Raw genomic sequence first — 15825 nt, forward strand, 5'->3', positions numbered from 1 at the left:
ACGGTAGGCCTCGGGAGTTCTCGGGAGGGTATCCCTGATGGCACCCCTATCAGCGGGAGACTGGCAACCCCCGGCCCGCCCTCGCAGGCTGCACGGCATGACACGCACCTGGATCATCACCGGCGTCAGCAGCGGCTTCGGCCGGGGGCTGGCCGAACGACTCCTGGCCCGCGGGGATCGCGTCGCGGGCACCGTACGCCGCCTGGACGCGGTCGCCGATCTGACCGCGGCCCACCCGGACACCTTTCACGTCACTCGTCTGGACCTGACCGACACGGCGCGCATCCGCGCGGTGGTCGACGCCGCGCACGAGCGGTTCGGCCGTTTCGACGTGGTCGTCAGCAACGCCGGCTACGGGCTTTTCGGTGCTGCCGAGGAGGCCACCGACGAGCAGGTGCGGCACGTGATCGACACCAACCTGCTCGGCTCGATCCAGCTGATCCGCGCCGCCCTGCCGCATCTGCGGGCCGACGGCGGGGGCCGGATCGTTCAGCTGAGCTCGGTCGCCGGCCAGACCGCCTATCCGGGCGGCTCGCTCTACCACGCGACGAAATGGGCCGTAGAGGGTTTCGCCGAGGCGCTGGCGGCCGAGGTCGCGGGGTTCGGCATCGGCGTCACCCTGGTCGAGCCGGGCGGCACCGGAACCGGTTTCGTCTCCGGGGCACAGATCACCCCGCGCCTGGCCGCCTACGGCCCGACCCCGGTCGGGGGCCTGCACGACCTGTTCGAGAGCGGCCACGTGCCCACGACCAGCGACACGGCCCGCGTGGTCTCGGCGATCATCGACAGCGTCGACGTCACGCCCGCACCCCGGCGCCTACCCCTGGGCAGTGACGCCTGGACCGCGATGACGACCTCGCTCCAGGCCCGGCTGGATGACCTGCTCACGCAGAAGGATCTCGCGAGCTCTACCGATATCTGATGCGGTAGGCACCTTCTCGTGCCGGACGTCGGCGAGCCTCCCGGCCCGGCCCCACCTCTTCGGGCGGGCCGGCCGGAGGATCGCGCGCACCCGGGTCGGCCGGCGCGGCGCCGGCCTCGATCAGGGAGTGCGACCCTCGATCACGCCGCGTCGATGTCTTCCACCCCGTTGCGGCGACGGCCGGTGACCTTCGCGTACTCGGCCGGCACGTCCCAGCTGCTGCCGTCGCGCGGACGCTGGAAGCGGACGGTGAGGCCGATGGGACCCACGGCGATGACCTGGTACCAGACCGAGAGATAACGCACACGATCGCCGGGCTCGAAGTCGTTCGGACCCCAGCGGCGGGTGCGGCCCTGCTCGATCATCCGATCCAGAGCGTCGTTCTCCGCAGCGATGTGCTCGCTGAGTGTGGCCACGGCCGCCTGGGTTTCGGCACGGCGCGCGGGATCGTTCACATCGGTCAGCACACGGCGCAGGCGACGCAGGTTGCCGGCGTCGCGGGCGATGCGCTGCTTCACGACCATCGGGCGGTCGAGCGGGCCGGGCTGGTCGAAGGCCTGCGACATGAGCATCGCCAGGGCCATCTCCGAGCTCGGTTCGATCTCCGGCTCCGGAGCGGCCGCGTGCCGGCCCTGGCGTACGAGGCGGAGCGTGGTGGTGGGTGCCGTCGACGGTGAGCTGCTCGTCATCTGGATCTGCCTTACGGGAAACCGACTGGGGAAGGCCCGGGCCCGGCTCGCGAGAGCCGGCACCGGGGATCGGTGCAGGCCCCACGCTTTGCTCGAGGGCCAGCGACCGGGTTGCTGAAAACGTTGAGGACATCGGAGTAAATCCGGGCAAAGCGAACCCGTACCACTGGCCCACGGAAACCGACGTACTGGTCATCCTCACAGCTCAGACCCGGGAACGCAACATGTCATTTGCGTACATGGACCGACACGTATCCGAATACCGCTCCGAAACGGGCAATTCCGTCGGGTACGCAGCGTCAGCGATCCCTACGCGTCTGTAAACCGCTTGCTCGCAACCCACTTCACCGATTCTGGAGTTGATCGCCAGTTTCTGCCATTCCCAAGGGATTTCGATAACACCGGGAGGCGGATCCAGCCGGCGGCGGATCCGGGTGCATCACGAGGGCGGCGAGAAGGCCGCCCGGTCTGTGGAACCGGTCACCGTCGAACAGACCGGGCCGCCGGACCCCGTCAGACCCCGCCGGACCCGCCGGACTCACCGCACCGGCAGGGCGGACCGGTGACGGCGAGCGGCGTCGGGTGAGCGCCGGGCGTCTCGGCACCCACGCACATCGGCCGTTGATGAACAGTGACGTTCGGTATTCCCCGACCGTGCCCGAAGAGGCGACCGGTCCACGGAACGGCCGTGCCGGGCCACTCGTCGTCCTTACATGTCAGTAGTCGGCACCCGCATCGGTGGCCCCGCAGGCAGCGGAAATGGAATTCCGTGTCAAGATGGCAGACGGCCTCGGCCCGGAGACAGAGACGTCAGGTCCGGACCATCACTACCCACAGTCGCCAAGGTGAGAGAGTCTTGATCAATTCTGCGGTGGTCAGTACCGGACATGCGATTCCGGACGGCGTGGTCACGTCCGCCGAGATCGAAGACGCCGTTACTGCCCGCAGTCGGGGCTTCACCATGCCCGGCGGACTGGTTCAGCGTCTCACCGGCGTGGGAGAGCGGCGTCACGCGGTGCCGGGCACGACGTCTTCCGACCTGGCCTCCCAGGCCGGGCTGGCGGCCCTGCGCAACGCCGACGTCGACCCGCTGTCGGTCGACCTGCTCATCTACTCCTCGGCGTCCCACGACGTCTCCGAGCCGGCCACCTCGGCCATCGTGCAGCACAAGATGGGCGCGCGGAACGCCACGTTCGCCGACATCAAGAACGCCTGCAACAGCTTTCTGAACGGTCTGGACTTCGCCGCCGCGTCGATCGCGACCGGCCGGGCCCGCCGGGTGCTCGTGGTGGCGGGCGAGGTGCTCTCCCCCACGATCAACTGGGAGATCCTGAGCTCCACCGAGCTGCGCACCAAGCTCGCGGCGCTGACCCTGGGCGACGCCGGTGCCGCGGTGCTGCTGGAGGCCACCGAGGAGGAGAACACCGGTCTGCTGCCCGGGCGCTTCGTCTCCGACGGCTCGCAGTGGGAGCTCTCCACGGTGCTCTACGGCGGCAACCTGATGGTGCGCGACAATTCCCGCTCCTACTTCGAGTGCGACAGCTCGTCGCTGCAGAAGCTGGCCATCGAGCACATCCCGCCGCTGATCGAGAAGACGATCGCCGAGGTGGGCTGGACGACCGACGAGATCCGCATGATCGTTCCCCACCAGGTCTCCAAGGGCGTCACCGAGGCCCTCTGCGCGGCGATCGACTACCCGCGCGACCGGGTCGCGGTCACCCTCGACCGGTTCGGTAACAACGCCGCGGCCAGCATCCCGCTCGCGCTGAGCCTGGCCTCCGAGCAGGGACAACTCGCCAAGGGCGACAAAGTCCTGCTGGTCTGCGGCGCGGCGGGCTTCACCGCGGGCGTCCTGCCGGTGATCTGGTGACCATGCAGATCGCGGAGGGTGTGGACGCCCGGTGGGTGCGCTCGGTGACCACTCCCGAGGGCACCTGGCACGTGCTGGACAACCAGGCGGTGCTCGACCGGGAGCCGGTCGGCACGCTGCTCTGCGTGCACGGCAACCCCACCTCGTCGTACCTGTGGCGGCACGTCATCGCCGAGCTCTCGACCGGTGACCGCCCGTGGCGCGTGATCGCGATGGACCAGCTGAACATGGGCTGGTCGTCGCGCACGGGCCGGCGGCGCCTGGGTCAGCGGCTCGACGACCTGGCGGCCCTGACCGACGAGCTCGGCCTCGAGGGCCCCGTCGTCACCCTGGGGCACGACTGGGGTGGCTGCATCTCCCTGGGCTGGGCCGTGAACCACCGCGCCGACCTGGCCGGGGTGGCCGTGCTCAACACGGCCGTGCACCAGCCCCCCGGCTCGGCGCTGCCCGCCCTGATCGCGGCGGCCCGGCTGCCCGGCCTGCGGCGCCTCGTGACCGCCACCACCCCGATCTTCCTGCAGGGCACGCTGGCGATCGCCCACCCGCGGCTGTCCCCGCAGGTGCGCGCCGGCTACCTCGACCCGTACCGCGGCGCCTCCCGGCGCGGCGGGATCGACGAGTTCGTCGAGGACATCCCGGTCAACCCGGAGCACCCGAGCTGGCCCGCGCTCCAGGGCATCGTCGACGGGCTGCCGAGCCTGGCCGATCTGCCCGCGCTCATGCTCTGGGGCCCCCGCGACCCGGTGTTCACCGATCTCTACCTGCGTGACCTGCGCACACGCCTCCCGCAGGCGAAGGTGCACCGCTTCGAGAAGGCCGGCCACATGGTCGCCGAAGACGCCGAGGTGGCCCGCGCGGTGCGGCAGTGGCTTGAGGACGACGTGGAGCCCGGGCTGCCCGGGTCACCGGCGGTGCCGTCCCCCCGGAACACCGACGCTCTCCCCGACGTGATCCAGCAGTTCCTCCCCGGCCAGCCCCGGCGGTCACTCTGGGCTCCCCTCGAGACCCGCGCGCACGACCTCTCGCCCGCCCTGGTCGAGCCGACCGGGCACGGGAACGGCCGGATCGGCAGCTGGCGCACCACCACCTGGATGCAGTTGTCAGGTGATGTTCATCGCGTCGCCGCCGGCCTGACCGCCAGTGGGGTGAAGCCCGGCGACCGGGTCGCGCTGCTCGTCCCGCCCGGCGCCGACCTCACCGTCGCGCTCTACGCCTGCCTGCGCATCGGTGCCGTCGCGGTGATCGCCGACGCCGGGCTGGGCCTGCCGGGCCTGCACCGCGCCATCCGGGGCTCGGCGGTGAAGCACGTCATCGGGATCGACCGGGGGCTGCTGGCCGCCCGGGCACTGCGCTGGCCGGGGCAGAAGATCTCGGTCGGGATCGCCGCCGGTTCGGCCCGGGCGAAGGCCCTGGGCGCCGGCCTGGCCCTGGAAGACCTGAAGAAGGTCACGCTGATCGACCTTCCGCCCGCCCCGGCCGAGAATGCCGAGGCGATGGTCATTTTCACCTCGGGCTCGACCGGCCCGGCCAAGGGCGTGGTCTACACACACCGCCAGCTCGAGGGTGTGCGCGATGCCTTGCTGTCGGCCTACAAGCTCCGCACAGGCAGCGAGAATCCTTACGACGACGACCGTTTCGTGGCCGCATTCGCCCCGTTCGCGCTCTTCGGACCGGGCCTGGGAGTGCCCTCGGCGGTGCCGGCCATGGATGTCACCGCACCGCGCACCCTGACCGCGAGCGCCCTGGCCCAGGCCGCGCGGGCGATCGACGCGACGGTGGTGTTCGCCTCCCCCGCCGCACTGACCAACGTGCTCGCGACCTCGTCCGCACTGGGTGCCGACGACCGCTCGGCCCTGACCGGGGTGCGCCTGCTGCTGTCGGCCGGGGCTCCGGTGCCGGCCGAACTGCTCACCACGTTGCAGGGTCTGCTGCCGCAGGCGGAACTGCACACGCCGTACGGCATGACCGAGGCCCTGCTGCTGACCGATGTCGACCTGCCCGAGTTGGTGGCGGCCGGTCCGGGCAACGGTGTGCTGGTCGGCCGGCCGATGCCAGGGGTGGAGATCCGGATCAGCCCGCTGGACACGGACGGCCGGGCGATCCGGACGGAGACGACCGGCAAGACCGACGTCACCGGCGAGATCCTTGTGCGGGCGCCGCATCTCAAGGAGCGTTACGACCAGCTCTGGCTGACCCAGCGGGAGACGTCGACGACCGACGGCTGGCACCGCACCGGTGACGTCGGGCATTTCGATGCCGACGGCCGGCTCTGGGTCGAGGGGCGGCTGATCCACGTGATCCGTCCCGCGGGTGGTTTCGTCACGCCGTACGGCGTGGAGCAGCGGATCCAGACGGTGCCCGGCGTGCAGCGCGCGGCGCTGGTCGGGGTCGGCCGGGCCGGAGCGCACCAGCTGGTGGCCGTGATCGAGGCGCCCGACGCCGAACTCGGTGTCGCGCCGCTGGAACTGGCCGCCGCCGTGCGGTCCGCGGCCGGGCTGGAACTGGTCGCGGTGCTCGTCACCGATGCCCTGAAGACCGACATCCGCCACAACTCCAAGATCGACCGGGACGAGGTGGGCCGCCGGGCAGCGGCTCTGCTCGCCGGGTCACGCTGAGGCAGCGTTCATGAAGATCCTCGTCACCGGCGCCAGCGGGATGCTCGGCGGCGGGGTGGCCCGGAAACTGGCCGAACGTGGTGACGACGTGACGGTGCTCCAGCGCCGTCCGTCGTCGCTGGCCGGGGTTCGTGAGATCAACGGTGACATCACCGACGCGTCCACACTTCTGCGGGCCGTCGAGGGGATGGACGCGGTGGTACACCTGGCCGCGAAGGTGAACGTGATCGGTCCGTGGGCCGAGTACCAGGCCGTGAACGTCGACGGGGTGCGCCATCTCGTCACCGCGATGCAGCGGGCGGGCACTTCCCGCCTGGTGCACGTGTCGTCGCCGTCGGTCTCTCACGGCGGTGTGGCCCTGATCGGCGAAGGCGCGGGGCCCGCCGACCCGGAGCACGCGCGGGGCAACTACGCCCGCAGCAAGGCCGCCGGTGAGCTGCTCGCCCTGGCAGCCGACTCGTCCACGCCGGCCGTCGTCGCCGTGCGCCCTCACCTGGTCTGGGGGCCGGGCGACACCCAGCTGGTCGGCCGGATCGTGCAGCGGGCCCGCCAGGGGCGCCTGCCCCTCATCGGTTCCGGGGCGGCGCTCATCGACACCACCTACGTGGACAACGCCGTCGACGCCACCGTCGCGGCCCTCGACCGGATCGAGGTGGCCCACGGCCGGGCCCTGGTCGTCACGAACGGCGAGCCCCGGCCCGTGGCCGATCTTTTCGCCCGACTCTGCGACGCCGCCGGGGTGCCCGCCCCGACCCGGCGCATCCCCTTCCCGGTGGCCTGGGCGGCGGGGGCCGCGGTCGAGGGGGTCTGGACCCTGGGCCGGCGCCGCGACGACCCGCCCCTGACCCGCTTCCTGGCCGAACAGCTCGCCACCGCGCACTGGTTCGACCAGAGCACCACCCGGGCCGTGCTCGGCTGGACCCCGGCGGTGAGCCTGGAGGAGGGCTTCGAGCGCATGGCCCAGTGGTACGCGCGCCGGTAGGTCAGGATGACACGATCGTGCCCTTGCTGATGAGGGAGATCACCACGGCCACCAATAACGCCACGCCGCCGGTCAGACGACGGTTGAGGTCTTTCGGGGCCGGGACGAGCGGAGTGGGCCCGGAAAGGGCCAGGAACAGCGGTGGGGCGACCGGGGCCAGCAAGCACCACACCCAGAACCAGGCCCAGCGGGTGGCCCGCCAGGGCTCCGGGCCCGCGATGATCCGTACCAGGGTGCCGAAGTGCACCACCACATACATGATGCCGAGCACCGGATTCATGGAGTCGAAGCCGAAGATGTCGCTGGTGGCCTGCCGCTCGCCCTCGGACTTCACGGTGGCGCCGGGGTACGTCTGCCGGAGATAGGTGACCACGTCCTGGGACTGGAGCACCGGCCCCTGGAACGCCGGCCTGTCCTCGCCGGAGTAGGCCAAGACGGTGTCGGTGCGCAGGAACAGCCCGTCCCGCCAGCGCACCGTCTGCTCGATCTGCGGGGAGTCGGGCAACCTGTACCCCCGGACCGTCACCTCGGTCACCCGGCCCGAGGCGAGATCTTTTTCGAGGTTGCTGAAACGCCCCTCCCGCTCGCCGGACAGAACTATCAGCAACACCATGACGAACCACGTCACAAGCAGCGCCCATCGCACCCAGTTACCGACCGGACGCAGAGCGCGTGGGGATTCAACGATCTTCACCGCTGAAACATACGCGACCCCCAAGGCCGAAGTACTTCCTCCGTGATCATGCAAATCCTCCCTGGCGTTCTAGAACTCTTCGCCCGACAGTTCTAGAACTCTGGGGAGGTTTTGCATGATCACGGCAAGGTTTTTGGGGGGCAGGTCAGGTCAGGTTCTGGCCTCTACTGCGGGCATCATGTCGGGATGAGCGGAACCTCCGAGCGGCTGCTGTCTCTGCTCTCGCTGTTGCAGGCGCGGCGCGACTGGCCGGGGCCGGTGCTGGCGGAGCGTCTGGAGGTCAGCCCTCGCACCGTGCGGCGCGACGTGGACCGGCTGCGGGAGCTGGGGTATCCGATCGCCGCGTTCAAGGGGCCCGACGGGGGCTACCGGCTCGAGGCCGGGGCCGATCTGCCGCCGCTGCTGTTCGACGACGAGCAGGCCGTGGCCCTCGCCGTGGCCTTACGCCTGGCCACGGTCAGCGGGGCCGGGGTGTCGGAGGCGGCGGGCCGGGCCCTGGCCACCGTGCGGCAGGTGATGCCGTCGCGGCTGCGGCACCGCATCGACGCCCTGGAGGTGACGGCCGTCGGCAGCCCCGTCGACGCCGACCCCCAGGTGCTGATGGCTCTGGCCGAAGCGGTGCGGGCCCGGGAGACCGTGCGTTTCGACTACGGCACCGATCACGACCGGCCGCCCCGCCGGGCGCAGCCGCATCACCTCGTCAGCCGTCACGGCCGCTGGTACCTGCTGGCCTGGGACACCGACAAGAACGACTGGCGCACGTTCCGGGCCGACCGGATGTCGCTGCGCACACCCGGCGGCCCCCGGTTCACCCGCCGGGAGATCCCGGGCGGCGACCCCGCCACGTTCGTCACCGGGTTGTTCCGCGGGTCCCGCGAAGGCGACCCGCAATGGCCCTGTCAGGGAAGCGTCGTACTGAACATCGACGCGTCCACCCTGGCGCCCCACATCGGCGACGGCACCCTCGAGCCGCTGGGCCCCGGAACCTGCCGCCTGACGCTGGGATCCTGGTCGTGGGCCGGGCTGGCTGCCTCGATCGCCCGGTTCGACGCCGATTTCGAGGTCGAGGGACCACCCGAACTCCTGGCCGCAGTGGACGCGCTGGGTCGCCGGTTCGGGGCGGCCTCCGCGGGCGGCCGGGAATCCTGACGGGCGAAGCGACGCGTCACCGGCTGGTCGGGCGGCGCCACCGCCTGGGCCAGGCCCGCGCCCATGAGCAGCACCGTGACCAGGCCCCAGCCCACGACCGTCGTGAACGACCATTCCTCCCCGGGCATCCCGGCACTCCCTCTCATCCAGTTCCCGCTCCGGACAAGTGAGATGCCGGGGACGACCGGAAAGTTCGGACGAGTATCCGGATCAGGCCGGATCAAGCTGGATCAGGCCGGATCAGGCCGGGACCAGGAGCCGGCCGACCGCTTCCAGGTACACATCCAGATCGTCGGAGCCGTCAGAGTCGTCAGAGTCGTCCGGGCCGTCGGGATCGTCGGAGACCAGCCGGAACACCGCGGCCCGCAGCATGGCGTTCCGGGCCGGGCCGGACGTCCAGTCGTCCAGCACCTCCACCGGGGCACCCTGCCACATCACGCTGTCGAGCACGCACACCGCGTCGGCCCACAGCACCGGCCGCCAGGCCGGTGACACGTCGATCACGACCGGGGCGCCCCCGGCGTCCAGCAGGACGTTCCCGGCCAGATCGCGGTGCACCAGCTGATCGGGGCCCGGGGGCGGACCGTCGATCGACGCCAGGATGCGCGTCACCCAGGCATGGACCGCCGGCCGCAACCGCGGCACCGGAGCCTCCCCGAACGCCACCTGCTCAGCCACCGACCAGCGGTCGGTGCGGCCCTCCAGACCGGCCGGCCGCTCCCTCACCAGCGACGCGAACCGCGCGTGCAGCACGTGCCCGGCAGCGATCGTCACGTCGAGGTTCTGGCAGGTGACGGTGCCGGGTTCGTAACGGCTGGCGCCCCATCCGTCCACCACCCACGACCCGTCCCGCGCGGGCACCGGCATCGCGACCCGCAGATCCTGCGGATGGCGGGCCGGATCCACGTCGAGGCGGACGGCGAACCGCGCCAGCAGCGGGCTCAGCCAGTCCTGGGTGCCGGGGTCGCGATCGGGACTGAGCACCAGGTCACCGGCGCGCACGGTGAACCCCTGACCACCCGGCAGGGGCTGCGGGTCTTCCGGCACCGCGAACAGGTCGAGCACGTGAGGGGAAGGACGCACCCGAAAAGCCTAAGTCAGGACGGTGGCTGCGTACGACGCCAGGAGACAGAACTTGTCCTGACTCTCCTGGGTGTCGTCGGGGTAGTAGATCACCAGCAGCAGACCGTCGACCGGGAGCTTCTCCCGGTGCAGCCGTAGCTCACCGACGAGCGGGTGGTTCACCCACGACCGGCCGCCCTCCAGGGCCCGCACGTCGTGCCGGGCCCACAGGCTGCGGAAACGCTCGCTGGCCAGGGAGAGCTCACCGACCAGTTCGATCAGGCGGGGGTTGTCCACGTCGTCGCCGATCGACTCCCGGAACGCCGCCACGAATCCGGCCGCGGCTGCGGGCCAGTCCGCCTGGAACGCCTGCTCCTGCGGATCGAGCATGAGTGAGCGCAGCCGGTTCTGCCCCGGCCTCAGGCGCGGCGAGAACACCCGGGCCAGCTCGTTCGAGGCGAGCACGTCGAACGCCCTCCCCTCGACGAACGCCGGCACCCCGATCGTCGCGAGCAGGCTGTGCAGACGCTGCGGCACCCGTTCCGGGGCCGGGCGGCGCCGGGGCCGGGAGGTGGTGAGGCCGAGCAGGTACTGCTCCTCGACGTCGTCCAGGCCCAGCACCCGGGCAAGGGCCTGGAGCACCTGGGGTGAGGGATTGCGGTCGCGGCCCCGCTCCAGCCGCAGGTAGTAGTCGGCGCTGATCCCGGCCAGCAGCGCGACCTCCTCCCGCCGCAGGCCACTGACCCGGCGGTTGCTCCCACCCGGCAGGCCGGCCTGTTCGGGGGTGACGAGCCCACGCCGTGCGCGCAGGTACTCGCCGAGCCATGATGACGGCGATGCGCTGGCCCGGCCGGTGCACGCTCACCTCCTCGAGCGTGACGCCCCGCACCGTCTCGCCCCGCTGGAGGCGTCCCAGATCCGGCCCGCGCAAGCCCTTCTCGGCCGCCCAGGAGGGTGTGACGCGGCGCGTGTCGTCTTCGGTGAACCGGTACCCCACCGTCGGCACCCGGTGGTGCAGCGGCGCCGACCGCACGGTCCAGACGCCCAGTCGCATCAGCTCGGCCCCGGGTGTGGCCGGGGCCGGGATCCACCGGTGCAGGGGCTCCGGGCCGTTCGTCGCGAAACCGGTCAGCAGGTCAAGTCGTTCGAGGGCGGCGGCGGGCGCGGCCACCGGCAACGGCTCGGTGGAGCCGTCGACCCGGCGACGGTTGAGCAGGCCGGGCACGCCGAACGTGTGGTCACTGTGCTCGTGGGTCAGGAACATCGCGTCGATCTGCGAACTGCGCACACCGGCCCGCAGCATCTGGCGCTGGGTGCCCTCACCACAGTCGACGAGCACGGCCACATCCCCCAGGCGCACGAAGGTCGCCACGTGATTGCGTTCTCGGGTGGGGATCTGGCACGACGTGCCGAGGGCCACGATCTCGCGGGCACTCATCCGGTGAGGGCCTGGGTCGCGGTGACGGCCAGCTCGAAGGACCGGATGCGGTCGGCCGGGTCGTACAGCGGCACGAACAGCATCAGCTCGTCGGCCCCGGTCTGCCCGGCGATCTCGGTGAACCGCCGCTGCGCCGTCTCCACCCCGCCCCGCACCTGCGTGGCCGTGTGCCCGAGGATCTGCGGGAGAACGTCGCGCGGGATCTGCCGCGTCGCCGCCTCGGCGGGTGGCAGCAGCGCGGCCTCGCCCCGGCCGGCGAGGAGACTGACCTTGCCGTGGTCGACGGGCACCGCGAGTTCGGCGGCCCGTTCGTCGGTCTCGGCCACCAGGGTCTCGACGCAGAGCATCACGTACGGCTCCTGGCGCCAGCGCGAGGCGGTGAACTCCTCCCGGTAGACGGTCAGCGCCGCCGCGGTGTGGTCGGGGCGGATGTGATGGGCGAAGGCCAGCGGCAGACCGAGTTCCGCCGCGAGCCGGGCACCCGCGGGGCTGGACGAGAGCAGCCAGGGCTCGACGTCGACCGGTCCCAGGGGCCCGGAGATCAGGCGCTCCCGGCCGGTGAGCAGGCGAAGCAGAGCCGCCACGTCGGCCCGGTAGTCGGCGTCGGTCGGCGGCCCCGCCCCCCGCCGGAGGTCTCGCACGATGCCCGGGTCGTGGGTGCCCGGCCCCCGGCCGATCCCGAGGTCGATCCGGTCCGGGTGCAGCGCCCCGAGGGTGGCGAACTGCTCGGCCACGGCCCGCGGTGCGTGGTTCGGGGCCATCACCCCGCCCGAACCCAGCCGGATATCCGAGGTCAGCGCCGCGAAGTGCGCGGTCAGCACGGCCGGCACCACGCTCGTGGCCCATTCCGAACCGTGGTGCTCCGCGAACCACAGACGCCGATAGCCCAGCTCCTCGAGCCGGGGCACCAGCTCACCGACGGCGCGCAGTGCGTCGGCGGCGGTGCGGCCCTTCTCTGCGGTGGCCGCTTCCAGCGCTGAGAGCTTTATCCCCATACCTCACACCATAAGGCGGGCTTTCACGCCGTTTGTATTTTCTTCACAATGTCCTGGGCCAGGTCACGCAGTTTCACGTTGCGGCCCATCGACGCCTTGCGCAGGATCTCGAAGGCCTGGTCGGGCCCGCACCGGTTCTGCGCCATGATCACGCCCTTGGCCTGCTCGATCGCGGCCCGGCTGGCCATCGCGGCCTGCATCTCCGCGGCGAACCGGGCGGCGTCGTCGTAGGTGACGGCATTGCCGATGGCCACCGCGATGTGCCCGGCGATCTCCACGCCGGCCCCCACGGCCTCCTGCGGCACGCCGGGCACGCGCCCGTACCAGTTGAGGGCGCCGATCAGGTCGATCTGCAGCGGCAAGGGCACCGAGACCGCGCTGAGAATGCCTTCTTTCGCCACTGATTCGGCATAGCCCGGCCAGCGCGTCTCTTCGCGCATGTCTTCGATCCGCAGCACCTCACCCGACGATCCGGCATCGAGGCAAGGGCCGTACCCGAACCCGTACTGCAGCTCGTCGGCGGCCAGCGCGAGGTCACTGGTGTAACTGGCGGTGAAAGGACGCTCGTTCCGCATCAGCGTCACCGAGACATCGTCCATGCCCCGCACGCCGGCCTGGGCAATCTCGAGATAACGCTGCAGGACGTGTTCCAGCGAGGCACCCTCGAACCGGATGCCCAGCAGCTCGGTCAGGACGACTGTCGGCAAGGTGGACATGATCAGACGTTACCCCCGCACACCGGCTTCGGTCCTGGTGACGTGCAGTGCGACATCACCGACGCGAGCTACCCGAAGTTGCCTACCCCGGGGGACGCGCCGGGAAGTCCGCCGAACTGCGCAGATCCGCATACCGAGAGTCCAAGGAGATCGCGCCGTGGATCCGCTGGAAGACGTGCTGTCGGTGATCGGCACCACGAGCTATCTCTCCACGCGGATGGTGGCGGATGGTGGCGGGTGGCGACTGGGCCCTGAACCGGATCGAGACCGAGGTGTTGACGAAGGCCCTGGGCTCCGCGTCGATCAGGTGCACGTTCCCCGAACGCTCGGCCGGTTCATGCGTCCTTCATCTGAACCATACTGACCCGCGTGACCGAACCGGACTTCCTGACCGCGACCCGAGCCAGCTACGAGACCGTGGCGCAGACCTACACGAACGCGCAGAGCCAGGGGCTGCAGGGGCGGCCGTACGACCGGGCCTTCCTGAGCCTCTTTGCCGAGCTGCTGGGCGAGTTCGGCGGTACGCGGGTGGCGGACGTGGGGTGCGGGCCCGGTCACATCACGGCCCTTCTGCGTGATCTGGGGCTGGACGCGTTCGGTATCGACCTGTCCCCGGCCATGCTCGCCCAGGCCCGTCAGGCGTACCCGGAGCTGGAGTTCCACGAGGCGTCGCTGCTGGATCTGCGGGTCACGGACGGCAGCCTCGACGGGATCGTGGCCCTGTACTCGTTCAACACCGTTCCGGCGGAGCATCTCTCGCAGGCGTTCGAGGGTTTCCGGCGGGCCCTGCGGCCGGGCGGGGTGCTGCTACTGTGCTTCAGCGTGCGCGACGAGCCCACCGACATGACCACCTGGCTGGATCATCCGGTGGCGTTGCCGTTGCAGCGTCTGATGCCCGACGAGGTGACGCGGGCCCTCACCGGGGCCGGGCTGCACGTGCAGTCCCAGCTGGTGCGCGACCCGCGCCCGCCGTACGAGACCCGGCCCTACGCCGCGATCATCGCGGCCCGGCCGGTCTCTTGACGCGCGACGCCCCGGTACGGGTACGCCGTGACCGTGCGCACACCACCCACCTTTCCCCCGATCCCGACCATGCGCAGCGCCGCTTTTTTGTCGTGGTCCGACCCGGTCAGCTGGCGGCGTAGATCCCAGAATTCCCAGGGTGCCCGAAAAGCCCTGGCAGGCCGCCGGTGTGCAGCAGCACCGTGCGCTCACCGGTGTGGATGCTGCCGTCCGCGACCGCGGCGATCAGTCCTGCCGCCGCCCGGCCGGTGTAGACCGGATCGAGCACCACGCCCTCGGTGCGGGCGGCCAGTTGCAGGGCCTGCCGGACCTCCGTGGTCAGCCGCCCGTACTCGCTGGTTGCGCGGCGGATGCGCAGCGACGGCGCGCCGCGGACCAGCCTCAGCACCGCCGCCTCGGGATCGTCCACGGCGCCGACATCCACACCGAGCACCCGCTCGGCCCCCAGCGCGTTCACCAGCCCCGCCATCGTCCCGCCCGACCCGAGCGCCACGACCACCGTGTCGAGATCCGTTATCTGCCGCAGTAGTTCGGCCCCGGCCTCCTCGTACCCGCGGGCACCGAGGATGCTCGACCCGCCGAACGGGATCACCTCCACCCGTTCCCCGCCGGCCCGCAGACGCTCCGCCTCGGCCTCCACCCGCGTTCCCATCTCGGCCGGTCTCACCTCGCCCGCCCAGATGATTTCAGCCCCGAAAAGATGATTCAGCAGGAGGTTTCCCGTGGCGGCGGGCGGCTCGCGCCCCTCCAGCACCAGCACCGCCCGCAGCCCCAGCCGGGCCGCGCCGGCCGCGGTCAGGCGGGCGTGGTTGCTCTGGGCCGCGCCACTCGTGACGACCACATCGGCCTGCTGCGCCCGGGCCGCCCCCAGCGTGTACTCCAGCTTGCGCACCTTGTTCCCGCCACCGCCCAGACCGATGAGGTCGTCCCGCTTGATCCACAGCTGATCCAGCCCGAGCGCCCCGGCCAGGCGCGGAGCGGGTTCGAGCGGCGTCGGGTAGGTACCCATTCTCGTTGCGCTGTCCGGTGCTTCAGGTGAGGTCATGGCCAGCAGACTACGATCGTCCCGATGACCGACCCGACCCCGGCACTCGCGTCCGAACGACTGCTGTTCCCCGACGGCCGCCCCGGCCCCCTCGGCAAGACCCTGCTGGTCAGGTCCACCCAGGAGCCCTGGCCGACCGTCCGGCGGTTACGGCTGCGCCCCCTCACCGACTGGGCCCGCTACGAACAGCTGCGGATCGAGGTGGAAGCCGGGTTCGGCGTCGGGCCGGAACCGGCCCGGGCCATGGTCGCCGCCCTGCGCGAGCGCATCGTCCGTCTGCGCCTGACCATGCTCATCGCCGACGACGACATCGGCGCCCTCGGCTGGTTCCCCTGGCCGACCCGGGCCGACTGCGCCCGCCCCGGCTGGGCCCGGCTGCAGGAGGTCGACGTCTTCCCTGCCCATCGCGGCCAGGGGTTCGGCGACGCGCTCCTGGCGGCTGCCCTGGAGCACCTGGCGGGGTGCGGGGTGCACACGGCGATCATCGGCGCGGACGAGGACGACTGGCCCCTGGACTGGTACCGGCGCCGGGGATTCACCGCCGTCGCGCGGGTACCCCTGAGCCGGTAACACCGTTGTGATCCAAGGTGATCCAACGGGTATTGCGGCCGCCCATACTGTGCGC

The 15825-nt window shown here is 71.2% G+C and carries 15 protein-coding genes and 1 pseudogene; 8 read left to right on the forward strand and 8 right to left on the reverse strand.

Annotated elements, in window-relative coordinates:
• Nucleotides 1-97 precede the first annotated feature (97 nt).
• Entirely contained in the window at nt 98-922 is an 825-nt protein-coding gene (locus QSK05_RS07515; RefSeq protein WP_285595347.1) for an SDR family oxidoreductase, read from the forward strand.
• Between the two features lie 140 nt (nt 923-1062).
• Here the strand turns inward: QSK05_RS07515 and QSK05_RS07520 are convergent, their stop codons facing one another.
• Nucleotides 1063-1611, reverse strand: a complete 549-nt coding sequence (locus QSK05_RS07520; RefSeq protein ID WP_285595349.1) for a hypothetical protein — start codon at nt 1609-1611, stop codon at nt 1063-1065.
• A gap of 856 nt (nt 1612-2467) precedes the next feature.
• Between QSK05_RS07520 and QSK05_RS07525 the strand changes: the two genes are divergently transcribed.
• Genes QSK05_RS07525 through QSK05_RS07535 form a run of 3 tightly spaced genes read left to right on the forward strand, consistent with a single transcriptional unit; the run spans nt 2468 to nt 7078 of the window.
• Nucleotides 2468-3481 (forward strand): 3-oxoacyl-ACP synthase III family protein, encoded by a 1014-nt coding sequence (locus QSK05_RS07525; RefSeq protein ID WP_285595351.1) that lies wholly within the window; start codon nt 2468-2470, stop codon nt 3479-3481.
• 2 nt (nt 3482-3483) lie between these two features.
• Nucleotides 3484-6096, forward strand: a complete 2613-nt coding sequence (locus tag QSK05_RS07530) for an alpha/beta fold hydrolase (protein ID WP_285596491.1) — start codon at nt 3484-3486, stop codon at nt 6094-6096.
• A gap of 10 nt (nt 6097-6106) precedes the next feature.
• Nucleotides 6107-7078 carry an NAD-dependent epimerase/dehydratase family protein gene (locus tag QSK05_RS07535; protein WP_285595353.1) on the forward strand — a complete coding sequence of 324 codons (972 nt, stop codon included), beginning with the start codon at nt 6107-6109 and terminating at the stop codon, nt 7076-7078.
• A 1-nt stretch (nt 7079) separates the two neighbouring features.
• Here QSK05_RS07535 and QSK05_RS07540 read toward each other — a convergent pair whose 3' ends face one another.
• Complete coding sequence (locus QSK05_RS07540; protein WP_285595355.1) at nt 7080-7772, reverse strand: hypothetical protein; 693 nt, start codon at nt 7770-7772, stop codon at nt 7080-7082.
• 186 nt (nt 7773-7958) lie between these two features.
• Here QSK05_RS07540 and QSK05_RS07545 point away from each other — a divergent pair, with 186 nt between their 5' ends.
• Nucleotides 7959-8921 carry a helix-turn-helix transcriptional regulator gene (locus tag QSK05_RS07545; RefSeq protein WP_285595357.1) on the forward strand — a complete coding sequence of 321 codons (963 nt, stop codon included), beginning with the start codon at nt 7959-7961 and terminating at the stop codon, nt 8919-8921.
• A gap of 240 nt (nt 8922-9161) precedes the next feature.
• Here the strand turns inward: QSK05_RS07545 and QSK05_RS07550 are convergent, their stop codons facing one another.
• From QSK05_RS07550 to QSK05_RS07570, 5 genes and pseudogenes are all read right to left on the reverse strand, one after another.
• Nucleotides 9162-10004, reverse strand: a complete 843-nt coding sequence (locus tag QSK05_RS07550; protein ID WP_285595359.1) for an aminoglycoside phosphotransferase/kinase family protein — start codon at nt 10002-10004, stop codon at nt 9162-9164.
• A 9-nt stretch (nt 10005-10013) separates the two neighbouring features.
• Nucleotides 10014-10793, reverse strand: a complete 780-nt coding sequence (locus QSK05_RS07555; RefSeq protein ID WP_352300676.1) for a helix-turn-helix domain-containing protein — start codon at nt 10791-10793, stop codon at nt 10014-10016.
• Between the two features lie 208 nt (nt 10794-11001).
• Nucleotides 11002-11421: pseudogene (locus tag QSK05_RS36265) on the reverse strand (MBL fold metallo-hydrolase); the annotation flags it as partial.
• Nucleotides 11418-12416 (reverse strand): MsnO8 family LLM class oxidoreductase, encoded by a 999-nt coding sequence (locus QSK05_RS07565; protein ID WP_285595364.1) that lies wholly within the window; start codon nt 12414-12416, stop codon nt 11418-11420. The gene QSK05_RS07565 and the pseudogene QSK05_RS36265, both read right to left, overlap by 4 nt.
• 23 nt (nt 12417-12439) lie before the next feature.
• Nucleotides 12440-13132, reverse strand: coding sequence for a GAF and ANTAR domain-containing protein (locus tag QSK05_RS07570; protein ID WP_285595365.1), 693 nt, complete (start codon nt 13130-13132; stop codon nt 12440-12442).
• A gap of 157 nt (nt 13133-13289) precedes the next feature.
• Here QSK05_RS07570 and QSK05_RS07575 point away from each other — a divergent pair, with 157 nt between their 5' ends.
• Both QSK05_RS07575 and QSK05_RS07580 read left to right on the forward strand, forming a co-directional pair.
• Nucleotides 13290-13496 (forward strand): hypothetical protein, encoded by a 207-nt coding sequence (locus QSK05_RS07575; protein ID WP_285595367.1) that lies wholly within the window; start codon nt 13290-13292, stop codon nt 13494-13496.
• Between the two features lie 5 nt (nt 13497-13501).
• Nucleotides 13502-14155 (forward strand): class I SAM-dependent DNA methyltransferase, encoded by a 654-nt coding sequence (locus tag QSK05_RS07580; RefSeq protein WP_285595369.1) that lies wholly within the window; start codon nt 13502-13504, stop codon nt 14153-14155.
• Nucleotides 14156-14261: 106 nt separating this feature from the next.
• Here QSK05_RS07580 and QSK05_RS07585 read toward each other — a convergent pair whose 3' ends face one another.
• Nucleotides 14262-15200, reverse strand: a complete 939-nt coding sequence (locus tag QSK05_RS07585; protein ID WP_285595371.1) for a pyridoxal-phosphate dependent enzyme — start codon at nt 15198-15200, stop codon at nt 14262-14264.
• A 24-nt stretch (nt 15201-15224) separates the two neighbouring features.
• On the opposite strand from QSK05_RS07585, the gene QSK05_RS07590 reads away from it, so the two are divergent.
• Complete coding sequence (locus QSK05_RS07590) at nt 15225-15770, forward strand: GNAT family N-acetyltransferase (RefSeq protein WP_285595373.1); 546 nt, start codon at nt 15225-15227, stop codon at nt 15768-15770.
• Nucleotides 15771-15825: the final 55 nt, after the last annotated feature.

Origin of the sequence: Kineosporia sp. NBRC 101731 (assembly GCF_030269305.1) — a bacterium.
Lineage (GTDB): Bacteria > Actinomycetota > Actinomycetes > Actinomycetales > Kineosporiaceae > Kineosporia.